This window comes from Sulfitobacter sp. G21635-S1 (genome assembly GCF_027213915.1).
Lineage (GTDB): Bacteria > Pseudomonadota > Alphaproteobacteria > Rhodobacterales > Rhodobacteraceae > Sulfitobacter.
In genome coordinates this window covers 70,693-95,047 of record NZ_JAPWGV010000002.1, presented here as the reverse complement: position 1 = coordinate 95,047, position 24,355 = coordinate 70,693, and the positions used below count along the sequence as shown (strand labels likewise).

The 24,355-nt window shown below is 61.9% G+C and carries 23 protein-coding genes; 12 read left to right on the top strand and 11 right to left on the bottom strand.

Features of this window, described 5'->3' with window-relative positions:
• Positions 1-263 precede the first annotated feature (263 nt).
• The 3 genes from O4H53_RS02685 to O4H53_RS02675 are packed head-to-tail and all read left to right on the top strand — an operon-like array spanning position 264 to position 1,945.
• Positions 264-764 (top strand): YbjN domain-containing protein, encoded by a 501-nt coding sequence (locus O4H53_RS02685; RefSeq protein WP_269361192.1) that lies wholly within the window; start codon positions 264-266, stop codon positions 762-764.
• A 34-nt stretch (positions 765-798) separates the two neighbouring features.
• Entirely contained in the window at positions 799-1,614 is an 816-nt protein-coding gene (gene proC, locus O4H53_RS02680; protein ID WP_269361191.1) for a pyrroline-5-carboxylate reductase, read from the top strand.
• On the top strand, positions 1,607-1,945 hold the full coding sequence (locus O4H53_RS02675) for a tRNA-binding protein (RefSeq protein WP_269361189.1): 339 nt from the start codon (positions 1,607-1,609) through the stop codon (positions 1,943-1,945). The genes proC and O4H53_RS02675 overlap by 8 nt, the downstream gene beginning before the upstream one ends.
• Before the next feature lie 409 nt (positions 1,946-2,354).
• Here O4H53_RS02675 and O4H53_RS02670 read toward each other — a convergent pair whose 3' ends face one another.
• Positions 2,355-2,936: a thymidine kinase gene (locus O4H53_RS02670; RefSeq protein WP_269361187.1), complete on the bottom strand. Its 582-nt coding sequence runs from the start codon at positions 2,934-2,936 to the stop codon at positions 2,355-2,357.
• A gap of 259 nt (positions 2,937-3,195) precedes the next feature.
• Here O4H53_RS02670 and O4H53_RS02665 point away from each other — a divergent pair, with 259 nt between their 5' ends.
• Positions 3,196-3,654, top strand: coding sequence for a hypothetical protein (locus O4H53_RS02665; RefSeq protein ID WP_269361185.1), 459 nt, complete (start codon positions 3,196-3,198; stop codon positions 3,652-3,654).
• A 1-nt stretch (position 3,655) separates the two neighbouring features.
• Positions 3,656-4,363 (top strand): arsenical resistance protein ArsH, encoded by a 708-nt coding sequence (gene arsH, locus O4H53_RS02660; RefSeq protein ID WP_443069509.1) that lies wholly within the window; start codon positions 3,656-3,658, stop codon positions 4,361-4,363.
• Positions 4,364-4,382: 19 nt separating this feature from the next.
• Here arsH and O4H53_RS02655 read toward each other — a convergent pair whose 3' ends face one another.
• Positions 4,383-5,507, bottom strand: coding sequence for a beta-ketoacyl-ACP synthase III (locus O4H53_RS02655; RefSeq protein ID WP_269361184.1), 1,125 nt, complete (start codon positions 5,505-5,507; stop codon positions 4,383-4,385).
• 132 nt (positions 5,508-5,639) lie between these two features.
• Here O4H53_RS02655 and O4H53_RS02650 point away from each other — a divergent pair, with 132 nt between their 5' ends.
• The gene (locus O4H53_RS02650; protein WP_269361183.1) at positions 5,640-6,488 is read left to right on the top strand and encodes a hypothetical protein; all 849 of its coding nucleotides are present in this window, start codon (positions 5,640-5,642) and stop codon (positions 6,486-6,488) included.
• Between the two features lie 315 nt (positions 6,489-6,803).
• Here O4H53_RS02650 and O4H53_RS02645 read toward each other — a convergent pair whose 3' ends face one another.
• From O4H53_RS02645 to O4H53_RS02630, 4 genes are all read right to left on the bottom strand, one after another.
• A complete protein-coding gene (locus O4H53_RS02645; protein ID WP_269361182.1) occupies positions 6,804-7,091 on the bottom strand; it encodes a hypothetical protein in 288 nt (95 codons plus the stop codon).
• Positions 7,092-7,322: 231 nt separating this feature from the next.
• Entirely contained in the window at positions 7,323-10,805 is a 3,483-nt protein-coding gene (gene carB / locus O4H53_RS02640; RefSeq protein ID WP_269361180.1) for a carbamoyl-phosphate synthase large subunit, read from the bottom strand.
• Positions 10,806-10,989: 184 nt separating this feature from the next.
• Positions 10,990-12,201: an SAM-dependent methyltransferase gene (locus tag O4H53_RS02635; protein WP_269361179.1), complete on the bottom strand. Its 1,212-nt coding sequence runs from the start codon at positions 12,199-12,201 to the stop codon at positions 10,990-10,992.
• A 60-nt stretch (positions 12,202-12,261) separates the two neighbouring features.
• Positions 12,262-13,044 carry an alpha/beta fold hydrolase gene (locus O4H53_RS02630; RefSeq protein ID WP_269361177.1) on the bottom strand — a complete coding sequence of 261 codons (783 nt, stop codon included), beginning with the start codon at positions 13,042-13,044 and terminating at the stop codon, positions 12,262-12,264.
• Between the two features lie 320 nt (positions 13,045-13,364).
• Here O4H53_RS02630 and O4H53_RS02625 point away from each other — a divergent pair, with 320 nt between their 5' ends.
• Together O4H53_RS02625 and O4H53_RS02620 are read left to right on the top strand one after the other, a co-directional pair.
• Complete coding sequence (locus tag O4H53_RS02625; protein WP_269361175.1) at positions 13,365-13,739, top strand: hypothetical protein; 375 nt, start codon at positions 13,365-13,367, stop codon at positions 13,737-13,739.
• Between the two features lie 14 nt (positions 13,740-13,753).
• Positions 13,754-14,104 carry a VOC family protein gene (locus O4H53_RS02620; RefSeq protein WP_269361173.1) on the top strand — a complete coding sequence of 117 codons (351 nt, stop codon included), beginning with the start codon at positions 13,754-13,756 and terminating at the stop codon, positions 14,102-14,104.
• A gap of 27 nt (positions 14,105-14,131) precedes the next feature.
• Here the strand turns inward: O4H53_RS02620 and O4H53_RS02615 are convergent, their stop codons facing one another.
• Both O4H53_RS02615 and glyA read right to left on the bottom strand, forming a co-directional pair.
• Positions 14,132-14,527: a (R)-mandelonitrile lyase gene (locus O4H53_RS02615; RefSeq protein ID WP_269361171.1), complete on the bottom strand. Its 396-nt coding sequence runs from the start codon at positions 14,525-14,527 to the stop codon at positions 14,132-14,134.
• Between the two features lie 260 nt (positions 14,528-14,787).
• Positions 14,788-16,065, bottom strand: coding sequence for a serine hydroxymethyltransferase (glyA, locus tag O4H53_RS02610; protein ID WP_114275125.1), 1,278 nt, complete (start codon positions 16,063-16,065; stop codon positions 14,788-14,790).
• A 189-nt stretch (positions 16,066-16,254) separates the two neighbouring features.
• Between glyA and O4H53_RS02605 the strand changes: the two genes are divergently transcribed.
• A complete protein-coding gene (locus tag O4H53_RS02605) occupies positions 16,255-17,016 on the top strand; it encodes an NAD kinase (protein WP_205388209.1) in 762 nt (253 codons plus the stop codon).
• 229 nt (positions 17,017-17,245) lie between these two features.
• Positions 17,246-17,443 carry a CsbD family protein gene (locus O4H53_RS02600; protein ID WP_269361169.1) on the top strand — a complete coding sequence of 66 codons (198 nt, stop codon included), beginning with the start codon at positions 17,246-17,248 and terminating at the stop codon, positions 17,441-17,443.
• 192 nt (positions 17,444-17,635) lie between these two features.
• Here the strand turns inward: O4H53_RS02600 and O4H53_RS02595 are convergent, their stop codons facing one another.
• Both O4H53_RS02595 and O4H53_RS02590 read right to left on the bottom strand, forming a co-directional pair.
• Positions 17,636-18,874 (bottom strand): adenylate/guanylate cyclase domain-containing protein, encoded by a 1,239-nt coding sequence (locus O4H53_RS02595; protein ID WP_269361168.1) that lies wholly within the window; start codon positions 18,872-18,874, stop codon positions 17,636-17,638.
• A 20-nt stretch (positions 18,875-18,894) separates the two neighbouring features.
• The gene (locus O4H53_RS02590) at positions 18,895-20,787 is read right to left on the bottom strand and encodes a propionyl-CoA synthetase (RefSeq protein ID WP_269361165.1); all 1,893 of its coding nucleotides are present in this window, start codon (positions 20,785-20,787) and stop codon (positions 18,895-18,897) included.
• A gap of 221 nt (positions 20,788-21,008) precedes the next feature.
• Between O4H53_RS02590 and O4H53_RS02585 the strand changes: the two genes are divergently transcribed.
• Together O4H53_RS02585 and O4H53_RS02580 are read left to right on the top strand one after the other, a co-directional pair.
• Positions 21,009-21,776, top strand: a complete 768-nt coding sequence (locus O4H53_RS02585) for a MipA/OmpV family protein (protein ID WP_162792919.1) — start codon at positions 21,009-21,011, stop codon at positions 21,774-21,776.
• A 131-nt stretch (positions 21,777-21,907) separates the two neighbouring features.
• Positions 21,908-22,018, top strand: a complete 111-nt coding sequence (locus O4H53_RS02580; protein WP_114275121.1) for a malic enzyme — start codon at positions 21,908-21,910, stop codon at positions 22,016-22,018.
• Between the two features lie 46 nt (positions 22,019-22,064).
• Here O4H53_RS02580 and O4H53_RS02575 read toward each other — a convergent pair whose 3' ends face one another.
• Positions 22,065-24,338, bottom strand: coding sequence for an NADP-dependent malic enzyme (locus tag O4H53_RS02575; protein ID WP_269361163.1), 2,274 nt, complete (start codon positions 24,336-24,338; stop codon positions 22,065-22,067).
• Positions 24,339-24,355 lie beyond the last annotated feature (17 nt).

Genomic DNA, 24,355 nt, shown 5'->3' with positions numbered 1-24,355 from the left:
CGTTTGCGCGGGAGCGCATGGATATTTCAGGCCAAAAAGAAAAACACCGCTAAGATTTTGCGGCAGTGATTGTTTTTCCCACAATATATTGGAGATATCCCCCGCAATTTGTAGTTATCCCCAAGAAAAAGGTTGCCACAGGTCACGCTTATCGCCCACCATATCTGGTATAGGCGTGGAGATGTTCCCCGCCTATTAGTGCAGGCATCCATAGCTGGTGGCGCAGGCGCACCACGGCTCTGGACTAAAAAAGAGGTGGCGAAATGGCCCTGTCCGAGCAATACCTTGAAGAAGACATTCACCCCATTGATATCGTGGAAAACCTGGCGGCCCATCACGAATGGGATTTCGACCGGATTTCCGATGAGCAGATCGCCATGGCCGTCGAGGGCCAGTGGCGCACCTACTCGATTACCCTGGCCTGGTCTGCGTTCGACGAAACGCTGCGGCTGATCTGCACCTTTGACATGGACCCGCCGGAGCATTCCCTGCCCGGGGTCTATGAACTGCTCAACGCCATCAACGACCAATGCTGGGCGGGGGGCTTTACCTATTGGGCCGAGCAGAAGCTCATGGTCTATCGCTATGGCCTGGTGCTTGCAGGGGGGCAGGATGCCTCTGCCGGGCAGATCGACATGATGATCACCGCTGCGGTCATGTCGGCGGAACGTTATTACCCCGCGCTGCAACTGCTGATCTGGGGTGACCGGACACCGAAAGATGCGCTTCAGGTCGCCATTGCGGAGGCCTACGGCCACGCGTAACAGTTTCCCGCGAGTTTAACGCGGGAGATTTGTGATGAAAGACAGTCGGATTGCTGCCGGAGGCCTGGTTTTGCTGGGCTGCGGCAAGATGGGGTCGGCCATGCTGGCCGGTTGGCTGGGGCGCGGATTGCCGCCAACCTCTGTCTGGGTCATGGACCCTGTGCCGTCTGACTGGCTGCAGGGGCAGGGGGTTCATCTGAACGAAACCCTGCCCGAAACACCGGCGCTTGTGCTGGTGGCGGTCAAGCCGCAGATGATGGCAGAGGCCCTGCCGACCCTGCAGGCCATGGGCAATGGCAGCACCGTGTTTGTCAGCGTCGCTGCCGGGACCCCGATCTCCTATTTCGAAGATGTTCTGGGCGCGCAGACCCCCATCGTGCGCGCCATGCCGAACACGCCTGCCGCGATTTCACGCGGGATCACGGCCATCGTGGGCAATGCCGCTGCCGGTGCAGCGGCGCTGGACGAGGCCGAAGCGCTGCTCAGCGCCGTGGGAGAGGTCGTGCGTCTGACCGAAGAGGCGCAGATCGACGCGGTGACCGGGGTCAGCGGCTCGGGCCCGGCCTATGTCTTTCACATGATGGAGACCATGGCGGATGCCGGCGTGGCCCAGGGGTTGCCGCGCGACCTGGCCCTGCAACTGGCCAAGGCGACGGTTGCCGGGGCCGGGGCGCTGGCCATGGAGGCGGCGGAAGACCCCACGCAGCTGCGCATCAATGTGACCAGCCCGAATGGCACGACCCAGGCCGCGCTTGAGGTGCTGATGGATGCAGAAACGGGGTTTCCCGCACTTTTGAACCGCGCGGTGGCGGCGGCCACGGACAGATCAAGGGAGTTGTCGCGTGGCTGAGATTGATTTCGATGATTTTATGAAGGTGGACATCCGCGTCGGCACGGTGATCCGCGCGGAACCCTTTCCCGAAGCACGCAAGCCCGCGATCAAGCTCTGGGTGGACTTCGGCGAGGAGATCGGCACGCGCAAGACCTCGGCGCAGATCACGGTACATTATGCACCCGATGAGCTGATCGGGCGGCAGGTGATGGCGGTGGTGAATTTCCCGCCGCGCCAGATTGGTCCCTTCATGTCCGAGGTCCTGGTCCTTGGGGTTCCGGACAAGGACGGGGCAATCGTGCTGCTGTCGCCGGATCAGGAGGTTCCCGACGGCGGGCGGATGCATTGAATTACCGCGCCCTGCCTTTAATCTGATGCAGGTAATGTCGCCAATGTCCCCAGAGCGCCAAGCGCGGCAGGGTATTGGTGACGCAGGTTCAAGGCAGGCGATTTAAATCAACGGGTTATGCCGCTTTCCTGAAGTCCTGCGTGAGCTGTGCGGAGCTGATTTCCACATCGGCTCTGTGGTGCCGTTGGTGGCGTCATGATGCGGGATTTCGCCCTCAGCGCGACCAGAATACGTGCTTTTTGGCGGATTTTCGTACTGCCAGGAGGGGTGCTGCGTCAGTTTTGCGGTGTAGCACTTCCGATATCGACTGTGGGGGTAAGTTCAGGCCGCTATCGGATATTCACAAGAAATCGTCGAATTGCTGTGGATAATGATAAAAAATGATCGATTTATGAAAACCTTCCGCCTGTCATTTATCCCCAACCGCCTCGCGCCAATGGCGGCGACAGAGGGACAGATAGGTTTCATTGCCGCCAATCTGAACCTGAGCCCCGTCGCGCTGGGGTTTGCCGTCTGCATCCATCCTCACCACCATGGTGGCCTTCTTGCCGCAATGGCAGATGGTCCGGACCTCGCGCATTTCATCGCTCAGGGCCAGCAGGGTGGCAGAGCCGGGGAACAATTCGCCACGAAAATCAACCCGCAGGCCAAAGCACATGACAGGCACGTTCAGGTCATCGACCACCCGTGCCAGTTGCCAGACCTGATCGGGGCTCAGGAACTGTGCCTCGTCCACGAAAATACAGGCACATGGCCCCTGGGTGAGCCGGGTTTCGATCTTGGCAAAGAGGTTTTCCTCGGGGGCGAAGGTATCAGCCTTCTGGCCGATGCCGATCCGCGAGGCGATGCGCGCTTCGCCCGCGCGGTCATCAAGCTGTGCCGTCAGCAGATAGGGGCGCATCCCCCGTTCGACGTAGTTATGCGCAGCTTGCAGCAGAACGGTGGATTTCCCCGCGTTCATGGTTGAATAATGGAAATAGAGTTTGGCCATGGCGCATCCCATACGTCAGGTTTGTCACGGCGATCAAGCAAAAGGGTTCGCCCATTTGCTGCCCTGCGGGCCTGAAGTTCCCTCCCTCTTCAGAAATGGCCGAACCAAAACAGACGTTGCGCAGGGTCCGCAGGTCACTCGTCATTCCGCGTACGCTGCGGATAGAATGTGAATGACATCTGTCGGGTCTGCGGTTAATGGGAAAAACCGAGGCGCTTTCCCCCGAAGGGGAAGCGCCGGATAACGGAGAAGCGAAGTTATGGCCGGAATGGGCAGCTATTTGAAGAAACACACCGAAGCCCTTGTGAAGGATGTCGGGATCGAGCCTGCCTGCGCCCTGACCGGAAAGTCCAAGGCGACCTTGGGACGCTATTATTCAGACAACGCCGAACATGCCGATCGCTTCATGCCCATTGATGCGGTGGCGGAGCTTGAAAAGGCGGCGGGCTATCCTCATGTGACCGCTGCCCTGGCAGAGCTGCGGGGCGTCGAGTTGTCCTTTCATGACGGTCGCCCGAATGCGCCACGCTCGGGTGGGGTGAATTCCGATGTGATTGCCCTGAGCCAGCGTTTCGCGATGCTGATGGCCGAGTATCAGCAATCCATGGAAGATGGCCGGATCACGGTCAACGAAGCAAAGCGGCTGCTGCGCGAGACGACGATGCTGCAGCAGGTGCTGATCGACATGAAATTGAACCTGGAAGAAGAAAGTGGCTGATTTGCTGTCCTCCCTGCAAGCGGATGCCTTGCCGCAGATCGACACGGACCAATTGCGCGCAGAAGGGGATCCGGGGCACAAGCCGCGCATCTTGCTGCTTTATGGCTCGCTGCGCGACGTCAGCTATTCGCGCAAGGCCGCGGTTGAAGCGGCGCGTATCCTGCGGCACCTGGGCTGCGAGACCCGGATGTTCGACCCGACAGGTCTGCCGCTGCCTGATGGCGCGGATGCCGATCACCCCAAGGTGCAGGAGCTGCGCGATCTTGCCGTGTGGTCCGAAGGCATGGTCTGGTCCAGCCCGGAACGGCACGGGGCGATGACGGCGGTGATGAAGGCGCAGATCGACTGGCTGCCCCTCTCCCTGAAAGGCGGGATCAGGCCGACGCAGGGCAAGACCCTGGCGGTCATGCAGGTCAGTGGCGGATCGCAGTCCTTCAACGCGGTCAATCAGATGCGTATTCTGGGACGATGGATGCGGATGGTCACCATTCCCAACCAGTCCAGCATCCCCAAGGCCTGGCTGGAGTTCGATGACGCGGGGCAGCTGCCTGCGGGACCGTTCTACAACCGCGTTGTCGATGTGATGGAGGAACTGGTCAAGTTCACCTGGCTGGTGCGCGGGCGTGCCGACTATCTGGTGGATCGGTATTCCGAGCGGGTGGAAAGCGCGGAGGAAGTTCACAAAAGGGTATCGCTGAAATCCCTCTGACGCGGCTTAGGCAGTGCGCTCAGCCGTGTTTTTGCACGATGACGGAGCCCACCGAATATCCCGCCCCGAAGGAACAGATCAGCCCCATATCGCCGTCCTTCAGATCGTCGGAATATTTGGCAAAGGCAATGATCGACCCGGCGGAGGAGGTATTGGCGTAATCCTGCAGGATATTGGGTTGTTCGCCCGGTTCCGGCACCCGGCCCAGAACCTTGCGCCCGATGAAATCGTTCATCGACTTGTTGGCCTGATGCAGCCAGATCCGTTTCAGATCACCGCTGACGACATCATTGTCGGCCATATGCGCCGCGACATGATCGGAAACCAGCGGCAGCACTTCCTTGAACACCTTGCGGCCATTCTGCATGAACTGCATGTCGCGCCGGTCAGCTACACCGTCGGGCCGGGAGCGGCGCAGAAAGCCGTTGTTGTTCCTGATGTTGTTTGAGAACTGCGTCGCGCAACGGGTTGATCTGATTTCGAAATAGGGCCCCTCTGCGGCCTCCTCCCGCTCGATCAGCGTGGCGGTGGCCACATCGCCGAAAATGAAGTGACAATCGCGGTCCCGCCATTCCAGATGGGCGGAGCAGATTTCCGGATTGACCACCAGGGCAGAGCGGATCGAGCCGCTGCGCACCATGTCCGCCGCCGCCTGGATGCCAAAGGTTGCAGAGGAACAGGCGACATTCATGTCGAATGCAAAGCCGTTGATGCCTAACAGTTCCTGGATTTCAATCGCCACCGCCGGATAGGCGCGTTCGAGGTTCGAGGCGGCGCAGATCACCGCATCCACATCCGCTGCCGTCTTGCCCGCCTTGGCAAGCGCCTTGCTGGCGGCATCCAGTGCCATTTCGGCCATCAGCGAAGGTTCGTCATCGCTGCGCTGGCGCAGCAGCGGGTGCATCACCTGCGGGTCCAGAACGCCCGCCTTGTCGATCACATATCGCTGCTCGATCCCGCTGGCCTTGACGATGAACTCTTCGGAGGAATGCGCCTTGGCCTCAACCGCGCCCGCCTCAATGGCGGCGGCATGTTCCGCGTTATAGAGATCGACATAGGCGTTGAACGAGGCCACCAGCTCCGCATTGGTGATGATCTGGTCCGGGGTGAAGATGCCGGTGCCGGTGATGACGGGTGTGAACATTCGGTAACCTCTTGAGTTTTGTCAAACTAACCGGGGCAAAGGGCGCTGGGCAAGGGGCAGGACAAGGCCCGGCGGTCAGCTTCTGTTAAAGATTGCCCTGTAGTCCTGCGGGGGCAAGCAAGGGAGCCGGGCATGATCAAGACGATAAGGGCTGCTCTGTGCCTGTTGGTGGTGTCGGCAGGTGCCGCCCTGGCGCAATCCGAAGGCCACCTGCGGGTGACCCTGTTGACGGAACAGGCGCAGCGTGCCCTTCGGGTGGCGAAGTCGACCTGTTTCGTCATGTCGGGATCACAATCGCAACTGCATGCAGAGACCGCGTTGCATGAGGCGCAGGCGTTCGAACAGATGATGAAGGCGCTGATCGGCGGCGCGGCTGATCCGGCGCTGACGGCTGAAGCTGATCCGGCGCTCAGCACGGAATTGTCCCGCATACAGCGGATGTCTTTCGGGGTGACACGTTCGGCGGAACAGATCGTATCGGGTGACTTTCACAGTGTGCCGATGCGCCTATTGCTGTCGCGCAATCAGGATGTCGCCGATGGTCTGCTTGCCGCCGCCCGCGCCGCGGGTCCGAGGTATCTTGAGGGTGATTTCTCCGCAGAACAGCAGGCGGCACTGCTGCATCTGGCCGGACAGCGGACCCTGATCGAGGAGTTGCTGCGCGACCTGTGCTATCTGCGCCTGTCGCTTGGCTCTGCCGAACTACCGGCGCAGATGATCGAAAAGATCGCCCTATTTGAAAGCATCAATACCGCCCTGATTGAAGGGGATGCGCTGCGCGGGCTGTCAGGGGCGCCGAACATCGGCATCAAGCTCGGCCTGGGGCAGGTGGCCTCCAAATGGGTGGCTTTGCGTGACCTGCTTGCGGCGGCGGCCAATGGCGAGGCGCTGGAGGTGCGCGACCTGCAAAAGGCCTCCGTCATCGGCGAGACACTCAGCCAGCGGTTCACCAGGTTGATGGGCAAATACGCCGCTCTGTGACGCCTTAGGCTCTGGACCCAATAATCTTACATGCTCAGCGGCGATTTCACGAAATTTCAATGGTTTGGGGCGTGCAGCCAATAGTGGTTCTATTTGCAAACGACCCAAGACATTGAAATGAAGTGAAATCACCGCCCTTCGGGTTTGACGGATTTTCCCGCAGCTTGCGTCACATCTGCTTGAAATAGAACCACTATTCCTGCGCAGATGTTCCTGGTCTGCGAAAAAATCTCTCAAACTGAGCGTGTAAGATTAATGGGTCCAGAGCCTACAGCGTCCCGGCTTTAACTTGATACAAGTTTAAGGCGGGGGGCTTTAGCGCAGCGGGACGGAGTAGAGCACATAACCATCCCGCCGCGCGACCTCCTGCGCGCCGGTATCGATCACGAAGACGCCAAGGTTCTCCAGATCCGCCGGACAGCCGACCAGATCGGCGGCATCGTCGAGGAATTGATTGGTATAGGCATCCTCGCCCAGACGGCGGCAGGCATCACCGTCGAAGCGGAAGCCGTTCCCGAAAAAGGGCAGGGATGAAGGGGCGGTGGCAGGGACGTGGGTGCAAGCGGCAATGAGCAGTAGGGTGGGAATGAAGGCGCGGAACATGGGGGCCTCCTCTGGCTGAACTGACGGCAGGATAACACGATTTCTCGTTTAACGGGAGGGCACGCATCGGCCAGGCCCGGCTTCAACCTCCAAAGCAGCGCCGGTCAGCCGTGTCGACCCAGGGTTTGCCGCTGCCCGTCGCCGCGTTTTGCATGAAATGGCCGGGGCTCCGCCCGTTCGCGTCTCAATCGCTCCACCGGAGCGATTGCCGGGCTTTGCCCGGACCGGCGCTCATCCCTGTAAGCTCTTCACCCCGATCTCGTCCTCCGCCTGCGCCTTGATCGCCAGCGCTGCGGCATAGGCCCCCGCGGCAGTGGTAAAATAGGGGATCTTGTCGAACAATGCGATGCTGCGGATGCTCTTGCTGTCCTCGACCGCCTGCGTGCCCTCAGTGGTGTTCAGCACCAGATGCACGGACCCGTCCTTCATCATGTCGGTGACATCGGGGCGGCCTTCGTAGACCTTGTTGACGGTCTCGCAGGCGTGGCCGTGCTGCTTGAGCCAAGCGGCGGTGCCACGGGTGGCGACAATGCTGAACCCCTGCTCCAGCAGGATCCGCGCGGCGGAGAGCATGTCATCCGTCTTGTCCATGTCCTTGATCGAGATAAAGACGCAGCCCTCGCGTGGCATGACGTTCCCGGCACCCATCTGCGCCTTGAGGAAGGCGCGGGGGAAGTCGCGGTCCCAGCCCATGACCTCACCGGTGGAGCGCATCTCCGGCCCCAGAAGCGTGTCGACGCCGGGGAAGCGGGCAAAGGGCAGCACCGCCTCCTTGACCGAGAACCAGGGCATGTCCGGATCCGCCAGGGTCAAGGGATCGCCCAGCGGCAGGACGTCGGCATAGGCGGCCTGCTCGGGGTAGGGTGCGCGTTTGGGGAAGTTCGACAGCGGCTCGCCCGCCATGATTCGCGCGGCAATGGAGGCGATGGCCGAATCCGTCGCCTTGGCCACGAAAGGCACGGTGCGCGAGGCGCGCGGGTTGACCTCGATCAGATAGACCTCGCCATCCTTGACCGCGAACTGGATGTTCATCAAGCCGACCACGTTCAGCGCCAGCGCAAGGGCATGGGTCTGCTTGGTGACTTCCTCGATGATGGCGCGATCCAGCGAATAGGGCGGCAGCGAACAGGCGCTGTCGCCGGAATGCACGCCGGCCTCTTCAATATGCTGCATGATGCCCGCCACATGCACATCGGTGCCGTCGCAGAGCGCATCCACGTCCAGTTCGACCGCGCCGGACAGGTAATTGTCCAGCAAGACCGGGCTCTTGCCCGAGACCACAACCGCCTCGCGGATATAGCGCTCAAGGCTTTGCTGATCGCGCACGATCTCCATCGCGCGGCCGCCGAGCACGTAGGAAGGGCGGATCACGAGGGGGAAGCCGATGTCGGCCGCAATTTCAAGCGCCTCGGCATCGGAATGGGCAATGCCGTTCTTGGGCTGTTTCAGGCCCAGCTTCTGCACCAGTTGCTGGAACCGCTCGCGGTCCTCGGCCAGGTCGATCATGTCGGGCGTGGTGCCCAGGATCGGGATACCGGCCTCTTGCAGGGCATTGGCAAGCTTCAGCGGGGTCTGGCCACCGAATTGCACGATCACACCATGCAGGGTGCCGTTCTCCTGCTCGACCCGCATGATCTCCATCACATGTTCGAAGGTGAGCGGTTCGAAATACAGCCGGTCGGAAGTGTCATAATCGGTGCTGACAGTCTCGGGGTTGCAGTTGACCATGATGGTCTCATAACCCGCGTCCGTCAGCGCATAGCAGGCATGACAGCAGCAATAGTCGAATTCGATCCCCTGGCCGATGCGGTTGGGGCCACCGCCGAGGATCACGACCTTCTTTTTGTCGCTGGGACGCGCCTCGCATTCGACGTCACCCATCATCGGGGCTTCATAGGTGGAATACATATAGGGCGTTTGCGCCTCGAATTCCGCAGCACAGGTGTCGATGCGCTTGAAGACGGCCTTCACACCAGCGTCGAGCCGGGCGCTACGGACTTCCACCTCGCTCCGCCCCGACAGATGCGCCAGGCGGGCATCGGTGAACCCCATCATCTTGAGGTGCCGCAGCCCGTTCGCGTCCTGCGGCAACCCGCTTGCCCGGACCTCTTCTTCGGCTTCCACGATCTCGCGAATGCGGTCCAGGAACCAGGGGTCAAACATGGTGATGCCGTGGATGTCGTCGTTGGACATCCCATGACGCATGGCCTGTGCGATGATGCGCAACCGGTCCGGGGTCTGCTTGCTGAGGGATTTGATGAGCGCGGCCCGCTGGTCCGGTGCCAGATCCCCCTCACCCAACCCTCTCCCCCGAGGGGAGAGGGCTGCAGCTCCGCTAGCACCGGAGTCTGCAGCCTCGGTCGAACCGCTCTCCGGGGAGCGCTGCTCCCTCTCCCCCAAGGGGGAGAGGGCCGGGGTGAGGGGGGCGACACCCGGGATGTCGATTTCGTCGAACCCGGTCAGGCCCGATTCCATCGATGCCAGCGCCTTTTGCATGCTTTCATGGATGGTGCGGCCAATGGACATTGCCTCGCCCACCGACTTCATCGCGGTGGTCAGGTTCGGTTCGGAGCCGGGGAATTTCTCGAATGCGAATTTCGGGATCTTGGTGACCACATAGTCGATGGTCGGCTCGAAGGAGGCGGGGGTCACGCCGGTGATGTCGTTGTCCAGCTCGTCCAGCGTGAAGCCAACCGCCAGTTTGGCGGCAATCTTGGCGATGGGAAAGCCGGTCGCCTTGGAGGCCAGCGCCGAGGAGCGCGACACGCGCGGGTTCATCTCGATCACCACCATGCGTCCGTCGACGGGGTTCACCGCCCATTGTACGTTGGACCCCCCCGTCTCCACGCCGATTTCGCGCAGCACCGCGATGGAGTGGTTGCGCATGATCTGGTATTCCTTGTCCGTCAGTGTCAGCGCAGGTGCGACAGTGATGGAATCGCCCGTGTGCACGCCCATCGGGTCCACGTTTTCGATCGAACAGACGATGATGGCATTGTCGGCGGTATCGCGCACCACCTCCATCTCGAATTCCTTCCAGCCCAGCAGCGACTCGTCGATCAGGATCTGGCCCATGGGCGAGGCGTCCATGCCGGAGCGGCAGAAGAATTCGTAGTCCTCGCGGTTGTAGGCCACGCCGCCGCCGGTGCCGCCCATGGTGAAGGCGGGGCGGATGATGGCGGGCAGGCCGATGTCTTCAAGCGCTTCGAGCGCGAGCTTGACCCCGGCGGCAAGGTCCTTCTTGCCCTTGGCATCCTTGGGTGCGGTGCAGATCGTGGCACGGGGGTTTTCGATCCCCAGCCGGTCCATCGCCTCGCGGAACAATTTGCGGTCCTCGGCCATTTCGATGGCTTCGCGCTTGGCACCGATCATCTCGACGCCGTATTCCTTCAGCACGCCCATTTCCTCAAGCGCCAGCGAGGTGTTCAGCCCGGTCTGCCCGCCCATGGTCGGCAGCAGCGCATCCGGGCGTTCCTTTGCGATGATCTTTGCGACGGTCTCGGGCGTGATGGGTTCGATGTAGGTGGCATCGGCGAGGCCCGGATCGGTCATGATGGTGGCCGGGTTGGAGTTCACGAGGATGACCCGGTAGCCTTCTTCCTTGAGTGCCTTGCAGGCCTGTGCGCCGGAGTAGTCGAACTCGCAGGCCTGTCCGATGACAATGGGGCCAGCACCAATGATCATGATTGATTTGATGTCGGTGCGCTTTGGCATGGCAGTGCCCCCTGATATGCAAATTCACTGCGTTATAGGCATGGCGTGATCGGGCGCAAGGCCGGATTGGGCGCGCGACCCCCGGGCAGGCTGGATATTTTTCGCCAAAAAGAAATGAAATGCCCCGGGGGGCACTATTTGGGGGCGAAACCTGCCGGTTCCGGTCCTTGCCGCTGACCGGCGCTCACGCTGCGGGGGCAGGCTGGTACAGATAGTCACGGGTCAGCGGCACCGCATCGCGTTTATGGGCAAGCTGTATCTGGTAGACGCCCTGCATCTGTTGTTCGAAGGCCGCGATGCAGATCGCGAAATAATAGCGGAACATGGTGATGAACCGGTCGTCATACATGTCGCGGATGGTGTCGATATTGGCTTCGAACCGTTTGCGCCAATGCCGCAGGGTATAGGCGTAATGCAGCCGCAAGAACTCGATGTCGGCCTGCCACAATCCGCTGCGTTCCATCGGGCCGGCAAGTTCAGAGAGCGAGGGCACATAGCCGCCCGGAAAGATGTATTTGTTCAGCCAGGAGCTGTGCGGCATCGGTGGCGCGCTGCGTCCGATGGTGTGGATCAGGGCCACGCCATCGGGTTTCAGCAGTTCGGCCACCTTGGCGAAATAAGTGTCGTAATTCGGGACGCCCACATGTTCCAGCATGCCGACGCTGACAATCCGGTCGAAGGTTTCCGTCACATTGCGGTAATCCTGCAGGCGGAAGGTCACGCGGTCCTGCAGCCCTTCCGCCCGGGCACGGGCCCGGGCGGTGGCAAGCTGGTTTTCGGACAGGGTGATGCCTGTCACCTGCACGTCGAAATCGCGCGCCAGGGTCAGCGCCATGCCGCCCCAGCCGCACCCGATGTCCAGCACATGCTGACCGGGTGACAGGCACAGTTTGGCGGCGATATGTGCCTTCTTTGCTGCCTGTGCATCCTCCAGCGACATCGCGGGGTCGGTGAAATAGGCGCAGGAATATTGCATGTCCTGATCCAGGAACAGCCGGTAGAGGTCGTCGGAAATGTCGTAGTGATGCGCGACATTGGCGCGGGCGCGTTCCGGGGTGTTGCGCTGGATAAAGCGGCGGGTGTGAAAACGGGCGCTGTTCGCAGTCTTGATCCAGCCCGGCTGATCCCCGGCCGCGCGGTTCTGCAGGATGATGCGCAGGAAATCGTCCAGGGTCGTGTCGATCAGGACAATGGTGCCATTCATCAGGCCCTCGCCCAAGGCCAGGTCGGGGTTGAGGCACAATTGGCGCAATGCGCGGGGGTCCCGGATGGCGACCTGGGCAATTTCGCCCCGCTCCGGCCCGTAGGTGGCTGTCGTACCGTCGGGGAATTCAGTTTTCAGCCGATCCTGCACCATCATGGTGCTGATCATCTTTTCATACAGAGACTTCCACATGACCTTTCCTCATGCTCTTCACCGCCAAAGGTTAACTTTTTGTCGCGAAAGGCAAGAGGGTCAAGTGGCCGGCGCGCTCTCCGAATCGAGAAAAGTGCGCAGCGCAGCCTCGAATTCGCGTGGCTTTTCAGCGTGCAGCCAGTGGCCCGCACCCGGAAGCTTGGCGAAACGCGCGGCCGGGAAATAGGATTTGATCCGGTCGCGGTGCCCGGCCTGGACGTAATCGGATGCGCCACCCGACAGGAACAGGCAGCGCCCCCCGAAAGAGCCGCCAAGGTCCTCGGGCCAGCCGACGATCTTGGGCATTTCAGCCTCAAGCACGTCGAGGTTCAGACGCCAGGCCTTGTTCGGCACGTCCAGCGACTGGGTAAAGAAGCTTTGCAGCGCGGGTTCGACCCCGGCAGCGGCCAGTTGCGCCTCCGCCTCGGAGCGGCGGGTCAGCGTGGCAAGGTCCACCTGGCGCATGGCGTCGATGAACATCGACTGGGTGTGGGAATATGCGACCGGCGCAATGTCGGCGACGATCAGCGTTCGGATCAGTTCCGGGCGCAGCAGTGCCAGGGTCATCGCCGTCTTGCCGCCCATCGAATGGCCGCAGAGGTCAACGGGACCGCCGACCGCCTCGATCAGTTCGGCCAGATCCCCGGCCATGTCGCGATAGCTTTGCGTCGATGCGCGCGGGCTGGTGCCGTGGTTGCGCATGTCGGGGGTGATGACATGGCGGCTGTCAGCGAGCCGTTTGGCGATCACGCCCCAGTTGCGGCCCGATCCGAAAAGGCCGTGGGCGATGATCAGCGAAGGCCGGTTGCCGGATGCGGTGCCATATTCAAGATAGTTCAGCATGGCCAAGGGTTAGCGCCATTGCACCGAATGCGCCAGTCGCTTTAGGGCCTGTGGACGTTCATCGTCGACCACCCGCGCGAGACGGATTTTGCCGCTGGCGCCCTGATGTGAGCGCAGCAATGCGATCATTGGAAGCGAACATCCGGGATGGCAGAGGCAAAATCCGCCGCGCCCCGCAGGGGTTTCGCCAAAATTGCCCATTTCTGCGCAAAGAGAGCTTGAAATAACTGGCTATTCCGCGCTCTCTTGCCTGGAACTGAGCAATTTTGGACTGAAACGGGTGGGCGAAGATGAGTGTCCACAGGCCCTAGATGTAGGCAATGCTGACCGAGAAAGACATCAACGCAAAGTCCCAGGCCCTGCTGCGGCTGCTCCAGGCCAAGCTGGGGGTCCGCGGGCGCGACCTGGAACAGGCGCTGCGCCGTGCAGGCCGCCGCCTGCCGCGCCGGGTGCGGGGGCAGGCCGCGCGTCTGGTTGCGGCCCAGAAGATGGCAGGCCATCCGAAACTGGCGCGGCAGCTGGACCCGCGTGAATTTTCCCAGGCCTATGCGGATGTCAGCGCGCATCTGGCAGCGATAGATGTGGCCGACAGACGCAAGGGGCGTCTGATCGGCCTTGCCGCTGTCGTGGCCGCGAACCTGTTGATCGTGATCACGGCCTTCCTGTTCTGGCTGTCGTGGCGCGGCTATCTTTGAACAAGGAAAAACCGATGACCGTGACACGTATCGTCTGCAATTTCGCCAGTGCCGATGTGCCGGGACTGGCGGCTTTCTACAGCGAGCTGCTGAACCTGAACATCCTGATGGACCAGGGCTGGATCATCACGCTGGGCTCCGGTGAACTGGGGCCGGTCCAGATGAGCATCGCCGCGCAGGGTGGGGCCGGTGCGCCGGTGCCGGACATCTCGGTCGAGGTCGAGAACGTGGACGAGGTTCATGACCGCGCCCGTGCGATGGGGGCTACGATCACCTATCCGATCACCGACGAAAGCTGGGGCGTGCGGCGGTTCTTTGTTGCCGATCCGATGGGGCGCGAGATCAACATCCTGTCGCATTTCTAGCGCCAGCAGAGGCCAACGGTCCCGCGTTCAGGAGCCGTATTGCGCATCCGTGACAGGTTCCAGCCAGTCTGCGGTTGTGCCCTCCAGTACCTCCTGCAGGGCGATATGGGTCATTGCGCAATCGGGGGCTGCCCCGTGCCAGTGTTTCTCGCCGGGGGCGAACCACACGACATCGCCGGGGGCGAGCTGGACGATTTCTTCGCCTTCTTTTTGCGCGCGGCCCGCGCCGGCCGTCACGATCAGGGTCTGGCCCAGTGGATGGGTATGCCAATTGGTGCGCGCGCCGGGCTCGAATGTCACGGCGAGGCCATTGAGACGCGCCGGGGCAGGGGCGCTGATCAGCGGGTCCATTCGGACAGTACCGGTGAAATACTCGGGATTGGGTCTGCTCGAAGGGCGCGACCCCGCGCGGTGAATGATCATCTGTTGTCTCCACATGAAATGCTGGGCGAGACGATCACCTTAAGGCGGTGCGGGCAAAAGATACAACGCGCCGCGTCATTCCGGACAGGCAGAAGCAACGGGCTTTGCTTCCTAAGGCTTCAGATATTCGGATCATCCGGGAGTCGCGGGTGCAGAAATCTGCGGCTCCGGGGGCTGTATTGTCAGCGGTGGCCCCCCACGGTCCGCCGCTGTGCCGCGGGCCGTGGGGGTGCAGGTGGGCCGTGGGCCCACCTTCGTCTTTACAGGTTGGGGTACATCGGGAACTTCGCGCAAAGGGCTTCGACCTCGGCCTTGACCTTGGCTTCGACCTCGGCGTTGCCCTCCTCGCCGTTCTCGGCAAGCCCATCAACAACCTCGATGATCCAGTCCGCGATCTGACGGAACTCGGCCTCGCCGAAACCGCGGGTGGTGCCTGCGGGGGAGCCGAGGCGGATGCCGCTGGTCACAGTCGGTTTTTCCGGGTCGAAGGGGACACCGTTCTTGTTGCAGGTGATATGCGCGCGGCCCAGTGCCTTTTCGGTCGCATTGCCCTTCACGCCCTTGGGGCGCAGGTCGACCAGAACCACATGGGTGTCAGTGCCATGGGTGACCGTGTCCAGCCCGCCCTTGATCAGCTGATCGCTCAGCGCCTGAGCGTTCTTCACGACCTGCTGGATATAGGTCTTGAACTCCGGGCGCAGCGCCTCACCAAAGGCGACGGCCTTGCCGGCGATCACATGCATCAGCGGGCCGCCCTGGATGCCGGGGAAGATGGCGGAGTTGAACTTTTTCGCCAGCGCCTCGTCATTGGTCAGGATCATGCCGCCGCGCGGGCCGCGCAGGGTCTTGTGGGTGGTGGTGGTGGCCACATGGGCATGGGGGAAGGGCGAGGGATGTTCGCCAGCGGCTACGAGACCGGCAAAATGCGCCATGTCGACGTGCAGGTAGGCACCGACGGAATCGGCAATCTCGCGCATCCGGGCAAAGTCGATCTGGCGCGGGATGGCGGAACCACCTGCGATGATCATCTTGGGCTGATGCTCGGTCGCCAGTTCCTGCACCTGGTCGTAGTCCAGCAGGTTGTCCTGCTTGCGCACGCCGTACTGGATGGCATTGAACCATTTGCCGGACTGGTTCGGCGCGGCCCCATGGGTCAGGTGGCCGCCTGCGTCCAGCGACATGCCCAGGATCGTGTCACCCGGCTGCAGCAGCGCCTGGAAAACCCCCTGATTCGCCTGGGAGCCGGAGTTCGGCTGCACGTTGGCAAAACCGCAGTCAAACAGCTTGCAAGCCCGTTCGATGGCCAGATTCTCGGCCACATCGACCCATTCGCAGCCGCCGTAATAGCGTCGGCCCGGATAGCCTTCGGCGTATTTGTTGGTCATCACGGAGCCCTGCGCTTCGAGCACAGCGGCAGAGACAATGTTCTCCGACGCGATCAATTCGATCTCGTGGCGCTGGCGGCCGAGCTCGCCGGTGATGGAGGCCAGAAGTTCGGGGTCTGTCTGGGCCAGCGAGGCGGTGAAGAAATCTTTCATGCGAGGGCTCCTTTGAGGCCGGAAATTTCGTCGTTTCGTAGCGGAAAGGACGCTGGTCTGAAAGGCTGTAAAACGACGCAAATGCCAATATGCGCGGCAGCACTGGCAGCGATTGGCAATATGTGCTTGGTTCGGGGGAATACGGGCAGCATCGGAAACCTTCGCCATGATCTTTGAGATGTCTCGGACATGTCCATGAAAATCTCGTTTGTGGCCAGCCGCGCCGAGGTTGCGCAGACCGCCAAGGCTGTCCTGACGGGGCGCTACGGCAATGTCGCGTCGGAGGAGGCGGAGATTATCGTGGCGCTGGGCGGCGACGGATTCATGCTGGCCACCCTGCATGAGACCCAGGCGCTGGATCTGCCGGTCTACGGGATGAATCGCGGGACCATCGGCTTTCTGATGAACGAATACAGTGAAAGCGACCTGATCGAGCGGCTGCGCGCGGCGGAAACTGCCGTGATCAACCCGCTTGTCATGCAGGCCACCCAGATCAACGGAAACATGGCCACGGCGCTGGCCATCAACGAAGTCTCCCTGCTGCGGGCGGGGCCACAGGCGGCAAAGCTGCAGATCTCGGTGGATGGGCGGCTGCGGATGCATGAACTGGTCTGTGATGGTGCTCTGGTCGCGACGCCTGCCGGCTCCACCGCCTATAATTATTCCGCTCACGGGCCGATTCTGCCGATCGGGTCGGATGTTCTGGCACTGACGGCGATGGCGGCCTTCCGGCCCCGGCGCTGGCGCGGCGCGCTGTTGCCGAAAGCGGCCAAGGTGCGGTTTGACGTGCTGGAACCGGAAAAGCGGCCGGTGATGGCCGATGCGGATGGCACGTCCTACCGCGATGTCGTGACCGTCGAGATCGCATCCGAACCTTCCGTCAAACATACGATCCTTTTCGATCCGGGTCACGGATTGGAAGAACGGCTGATTTCGGAACAATTCACCTGAAGCACGGCATCAGGGTCTTACGTTCTCCCGGCACACAGGGTTCTGCGCGGCCCCGATTGATATGGCAGGGCCGGGGTCGGGCGCGCGAAAATTCGCTTATCTGCTGGCCGCCAGGCAGGCGGCAACCCGGATATCCGGGAACAAAGACAGGTAGGGTCGCGTTGCTTCAATGAACCCGCAGGGCACAGGAGGTGCCAAAGCGGAATGAAGCAATCAAAGGAGAGCAGACATGAATTGGGACCAGATCAAAGGCAATTGGAAACAGATGACCGGCTCGATCAAATCCGAATGGGGCGAACTCACCGACGATGAGGTGACGGAGGCCGAAGGCGACCGCGAAAAGCTGGTTGGCAAGATTCAGGAGCGCTATGGCGTGGCCAAGGAAGAGGCCGAGCGTCAGGTGAATGAATTCGCCGCGCGGGTCTGAGACAGGCCAACAAAGATTGTACAAGGGCGGTCCAAGCGGCCGCCCTTTGCTGTGAGGCCCCTGTGCTACCGGGTGTCTTAATCCGGTGCGCCCTGTAGCGTTTCCAGTTTATGTTGTATCGCCAATACCCTGCCGCGCCTCCGGCGCTCTCGGGACATTGGCGATGTTTCGCTTCAACGAAAACTGAAAACTTTAATCAAGCGTGAACAATTCCTGCCGCTCGGTGACGCCCCGCAGCCGGTACTGGCCCAGCGACACCAGCTCTGGCCGGGACTCCCTAATCGGTTTTGCCACGGCGGAAGAGATGACAATCGTCTGATCCAGCGGGCCAGTCATGCCCAGGATACGCGCGGTGGTGTTCACCGCCGGTCCGATCACCGTGAAATCCAGCCGTGTCTTGCCCCCGATATTGCCATAAAGAACGTCTCCCGCATGCAGGGCGAGGGTGAAGCCGGTTGTCGTCAGGCCGTCCCTTGTGCGTTCTTCGTTCAGCCTGGCAAAAGCCGCGCGCAGCTCAAGGGCGGCATCAAGTGCCACGCGCCGCGCATCGGGGACCTCAACCAGATCGAAAATCGCCAGCATCCCGTCGCCCATGAATTTCAGCACATTGCCGCCATTGCGTTCGACCACCTCGACCGCGAGCGCGAAGTAATCGTTCAGAAGGTCAATGATGGCGGTGCCCGGCAGGGTTTCGGACATCTTGGTGAAGCCTTGCAGATCGAAATACCAGATCACCGCCGAAATCGTTTCGGAGGATCCGCGCGTGATGGCGCCCGACAGCACCCGCGCGCTGGCGTCGCGCCCAAGGTAGGCGGCGGTGATATCCTCGGCCATCAGACGGTTGGCACCGCTTTTCAGCGTCAGGCACAGGGCGGGCAGCAGGTTTCGGACCGCATCCAGCTGCGCCGTGGTGAACCCGCCGGGGGCGTCGGTGGTCATGGATATGGTCATGCCCTCTTCGCCCGCGTTGCGGGGATTGACCGGCGAGTCATGGTCAGCCCTGAGGAAAAAGCGCTTGGCGGCGTAATATTCCGTCCCGCCGCGCTCCCTCAATTCGTCGAAGATCGGAAAATTCATCGCCGGTTCAGGGTCCGTCAGTTTCTGCCGCAGTTCGGAAATATCGTGGGTCAGCAGGTAGTATAGCGGGCTTTGCAGGTATTCGTCGGGTGTGGTGGCGGAGCGTTGGTAGTCAAAGCGTTCATAGGCCCCGCTCCGGAACCAGCGAAAAGCCACAGCGCCGATTTCAGGATGATGCGCCCGAAGCGACAGGTTGACCCGTTGCAGGGGGATGCCTGCCGCGACCAGTTTCTCGCAGCAGGCTTCGAGCCAGGTCTCGACAGGTGTGTTTTCCAGACCCTGCCGGATCAGCCAATTGGTCAGATCCGACAGCGCTGCCGCGAATTCAAAATCGGTGGCTCTAGTTGTTTCCAAGGTGATCCTCCGAAGATTACCTATCCCTGAGCATAGCCTATAGTTTGCAGCGCTGCCCGGATTTCGTCCAGGATTGCCGGATCGTCGATGGTCGCGGGCATTTTGAAATCCTGATTGTCGGCGATCTTGACCATGGTGGCGCGCAGGATCTTGCCCGACCGGGTCTTTGGCAGGCGGTCCACCACAAGCGCCTGTTTGAAGGCGGCAACCGGGCCGATCTGATCGCGAATGCGTTTCACGCATTCGGCCGCGATCTCGGCGTGGGGTCGGTTCACGCCCTTGGACAGGCAGACAAAGCCGATCGGTGACTGGCCCTTGAGTGCGTCGCCAACGCCGACCACGGCGCATTCGGCCACATCCGGATGACCGGCAAGAACCTCTTCCATGGCGCCGGTGGACAGGCGGTGCCCCGCGACGTTGATCACATCATCGGTGCGCGCCATGATGTAAAGGTATCCGTCCTCGTCCATCATGCCCGCATCGCCGGTTTCATAATAGCCGGGGAAGGTGGTCATATAGCTTTTGCGGAACCGGTCTTCGGCATTCCACAGGGTCGGCAGGGTGCCGGGGGGCAGGGGCAGCCTGATGGCGATGGCCCCCAGCGCGCCGGGTTTCTGCGGCTGGCCTGCCTCATCCAGAATCTGCACATCGTAGCCGGGCATCGGCACCGTCGGCGATCCGATCTTGACCGGCAGCGCCTCCAGCCCGGCGGGATTGCCCGCGATGGTATAGCCGGTTTCGGTTTGCCACCAATGATCATAGACCGGCTTGCCCAGTTTCTCCTGCGCCCAGATGATCGTGTCGGGGTCCGCGCGTTCCCCCGCGAGGTAGAGCGCGCGCAGGCAGGACAGGTCGTATTTCCGGATGAAGTCGCCCTCGGGGTCCTCGCGCCTGACTGCGCGGATCGCTGTGGGGGCGGTAAAGAAGGACCGCACGTTATGTTCCGCGATGATGCGCCAGAAGGTGCCTGCATCCGGCGTGCCGATGGGTTTGCCTTCGAAGACCACGGTTGTGTTGCCGTGCACCAGCGGACCATAGCAGATATAGCTGTGGCCCACGACCCAGCCCACATCGGATGCGGCCCAGAACACATCGCCGGGATCGACGTTGTAGATGTTCTTCATCGTCCAGTTCAGCGCGACCAGATGGCCCGCGGTATGGCGCACGACGCCCTTGGGCGCGCCGGTCGTGCCGGAGGTATAAAGGATATAGGCCGGGTGGTTGCCCGCCACCGGCACGCACCCGGCAGGGGTGGCCGCGTCACAGACCTCCGCCCAATCCAGATCGCGGCCCGGGGTCAGATCGCAAAGGTGCTGTTCGCGCTGCAGGATCAGGCAGACCTCCGGCTTGTGCCGGGCCATCTCGATGGCGCCGTCCAGCAGGGGTTTGTATGCGACGACGCGCCCCGGCTCCAGCCCGCAGGAGGCGGCGAGAATCGCCTTGGGCGTGCAATCGTCGATGCGCACCGCCAGTTCGTTGGCGGCAAACCCGCCAAAGACCACCGAATGCACCGCACCGATACGCGCACAGGCCAGCATGGCGTCCAGCGCTTCGGGCACCATGGGCATATAGATGATCACCCGATCACCCTTGGTCACGCCCTGCGCCTGCAGCGCCCCGGCAAGCTTGGCCACACGGGTCTGCAATTCGGCGAAGGTGATCTTTTGCTTGGTCCCGGTGATCGGGCTGTCATGGATAATGGCGAGCTGATCCGCGCGGCCGTTTTCCACATGGCGGTCCACGGCATTGTAACAGCCGTTGACCTGCGCATCGGCATACCATTCGTACATGTCGGCGCCGCGGTCAAAGAGCGCTTTCTTCGGTGGTTCCACCCAGTTTATGGCCTTGGCGGCGTCAAGCCAGAAACTTTCCGGGTCCTGTTTCCAGGCCTCGTAGAGTGCGTGGTAGCCCATGTCTTCGTCCTCCCCGTTTGCAATTGGTTACGCGAGGGCAGGCCGCCCGAACAAGGGCCTTCGGCCCCGATGCGCCAGAAATGCAAAGAAATTTTCCGTATCCGCCCCGATGCAGCGCATGAGTTTACACCTATGTGACCGGATTGCGGCTGTTCTTTCCCGGCCCGCGTGCTAGGTCGGAGTAAGAGTAATTATTGCTTCCATTGACGGAGATGATTTTCATGCGCGCTTCGACGCTTGCCTTCGGCCTTGTGGCCGCCACCCTGACGGCCATGCCCGCAACGGCACAGGAACGGTCCTTCAACTTCGCCCTGCGCGGCGGGGTTTCGGCGGCTCCCTCCTATCCCGGTGCGGATGATTTTACGATCGGGCCCGACATCGGTTTCACCTTTGGCGCGTTGACATGGGGCCCGGTGAATACGGGCAACGGCGTGCGCGCCATTCCGGACAACGGCTTTGCCCTGCGCGGCGCGTTCAAATACGTCGGCTCGCGCGATGTGGCGGACAACCCCGAGCTTGCCGGTCTGGGCGACATTGACGCCGCGGTTGAACTGGGCCTGGGCCTGATCTACCGCGAAACCAACTGGCAGGTCTTTGGCGAGGTCCGTCACGGCTTTGGCGGGCACCATGGTGTCACCGGCGCATTGGGCGGCGATCTGATCTTTCGCCCGAATGAGCGCCTGACCATCATGGCGGGGCCGCGCGTCAACTTCGGCAACACCGAATATGCCCAGACCTATTTCGGGGTGACCCCGGCCCAGTCGGGGGCATCCGCCTTTGCACCCTTCGCCGCAGAGGGCGGTGTGCTGGGCGCCGGTGTCACGGTCGAGGCGATCTATGCGCTGGATGACCGCTGGGCGCTGGAGGGGGCCCTGGCCTATGAACGGTTGCAGAATTCTGCCGCCGACAGCCCGATCACGGCAGCAGGTTCAGACGATCAATGGACCCTGCGTTTCGGGGTCAGCCGGGTCTTTGACTGGCGGTTCTGAGCCACCTTGAAAATTGATGTCGCAAATATGCCGGGCTGTCGAATATGCGACAGCCCGGCATTTTACTTTTGACAAAGTGACCATCAGGGTCGGCATCCCGCCGGACCCGCGTCATGACAAGGTTCACGACAATGGGTGACAAGATCGCCAACAAGAAGAAGAAATCCCTCAAAGCTGCCAAACCGGCACCAAAGGCCGCCGCGACCGTGGCAGATATCAAACCCGCCGCACCCCGCAAGTAAGGCGGATCAGGGCCGCCCCGGCGCAGGCCGGAGCGGCCCGCAGGCCTTATCCGTAATGCGTGACCGGCGTGCCGGCGATGGCCCCCACGTTCAGCAATCCGCGCGGGGTGATCGAGGGCGACACGATATGTGCACGGTTGCCCATGCCCATCAGGATCGGCCCCACTTCCAGCCCGCCGCCCTTCATCTTCAGAATGTTGCGCACGCCTGACGCCGCATCCGCATGGGCAAAGATCAGCACGTTTGCCGCCCCGTTCATCCGGTTGGTGGGCAACAGGCGCGCCCGCAGGTCCGGGTCCAGCGCCGTGTCGATGTTCATCTCGCCTTCATAGCAGAAATCGTCGCCTGCCGCGTCCAGTATCCCGATGGCGGCGCGCAGGCGTCCCCCGGTGCCGTCACCCTGATTGCCGAACTGCGATTGCGAGCAGAAGGCGATCTTGGGTTCGATCCCGAAACGGCGCACATGCCGTGCCGCACCGCGTGCGACCTCGACGATCTGTTCGGGGCTGGGGTGCAGGTGGACATGGGTGTCGGCGATGAACAGCGGCCCATCCTCAAGGATCATCATGCTGAGCGCCCCATGCGGGCGCAAACCGTCGCGGCCCAGCACCTGTTCGACATAGTTCAGATGCCAGCGGAATTCCCCGAAGGTGCCGCAGATCAGGCTGTCGGCCTCGCCCCGATGCACCATGACCGCGCCGATGGCGGTGGTATTGGTGCGCATGATCGCCTTGGCAATGTCGGGCGATACGCCGCGCCGCGCCATCAGGTGATGATAGGTTTCCCAATAGTCACGATAGCGCGGATCGTTCTCCGGGTTCACCAGATCGAAGTTCTCGCCCAGACGCAGGTTCAGCCCCGCCTGTTCGATGCGCTTTTCGATGACCTCGGGACGGCCGATCAGAATCGGCGTTTCCACCGTTTCCTCGATGATCGCCTGCGCCGCGCGCAGCACCCGCTCGTCCTCGCCCTCGGCAAAGACCAGCCGGCGCGGAGAGGCGCGGGCGGCCTCGAACACAGGGCGCATCACAAGGGCGGATTTGAACACCGACCCGTCCAGCTTGCGCTTGTAGGCCTCCAGATCCTCGATCGGCCGCGCCGCGACGCCGGTTTCCATCGCCGCCCGCGCCACGGCAGAGGAGACAACGCCGATCAGGCGCGGGTCAAAGGGTTTGGGGATCAGGTATTCCGGCCCGAAGGTCATCTGCTCGCCCTGATAGGCGGCGGCGGCTTCGGCGCTGGTAGTGGCGCGGGCAAGGGCGGCAATCCCGTCGATACAGGCAAGCTGCATCGCGTCGTTGATGGTGCTGGCGCCCACATCCAGCGCGCCCCGGAAGATGAAGGGGAAACAGAGCACGTTGTTGACCTGATTGGGAAAATCAGACCGGCCTGTGGCAATGATCGCATCCGGAGCCACCGCGCGCGCGACTTCGGGCAGGATCTCCGGTGTCGGGTTGGCCAGCGCAAAGATGATCGGCCGGCTGGCCATCTTGGCCACCATCTCAGGCGACAGCACACCGGGGCCGGACAGGCCCAGGAACATGTCGGCATCGGGGATCACGTCATCCAGCGTGCGCAGCTTGGTGTCCTGCGCGAACTCGGATTTGATCGGGTTCATGTCCTCCTCACGGCCCTTGTAGACCACGCCGTGAATGTCACAGAGCCAGACGTTTTCGCGCTTCACCCCCAGTTTCAGCAACATGTTGAGACAGGCAATGCCAGCCGCCCCGCCGCCGGTGGAAACGATCTTGATGTCTTCGAATTTCTTGCCCGCGACATGCAGCGCATTCTTTGCCGCCGCGCCGACCACGATGGCCGTGCCATGCTGGTCGTCGTGAAAGACGGGGATGTTCATCCGCTCGCGGCAAATTCGTTCAACGGTAAAGCAATCCGGTGCCTTGATGTCCTCAAGGTTGATCGCCCCAAAGGACGGTTCCAGCGCGCAGACGATATCGGCCAGCTTTTCAGGGTCGCTCTGATCCAGTTCGATGTCGAAACAGTCGATGTTGGCGAACTTCTTGAACAGGACCGCCTTGCCCTCCATCACCGGTTTCGACGCCAGCGCACCGATATTGCCCAATCCCAGTACCGCCGTCCCGTTGGTGACAACGGCCACCAGGTTGGCGCGCGCGGTATAGAGCGCTGCGGTTGAGGGATCGGCCTTGATTTCAAGGCATGCCTCGGCCACCCCGGGAGAATAGGCGCGCGACAGATCACGCCCGTTCGCCAGCGGCTTGGTTGCCCTGATCTCAAGCTTTCCGGGCTTTGGAAGGGCATGATAGTCAAGCGCGGCTTGTCGCTGGTTGGAGGTGTCGGACATGCGCTGGTGCTCCTGTT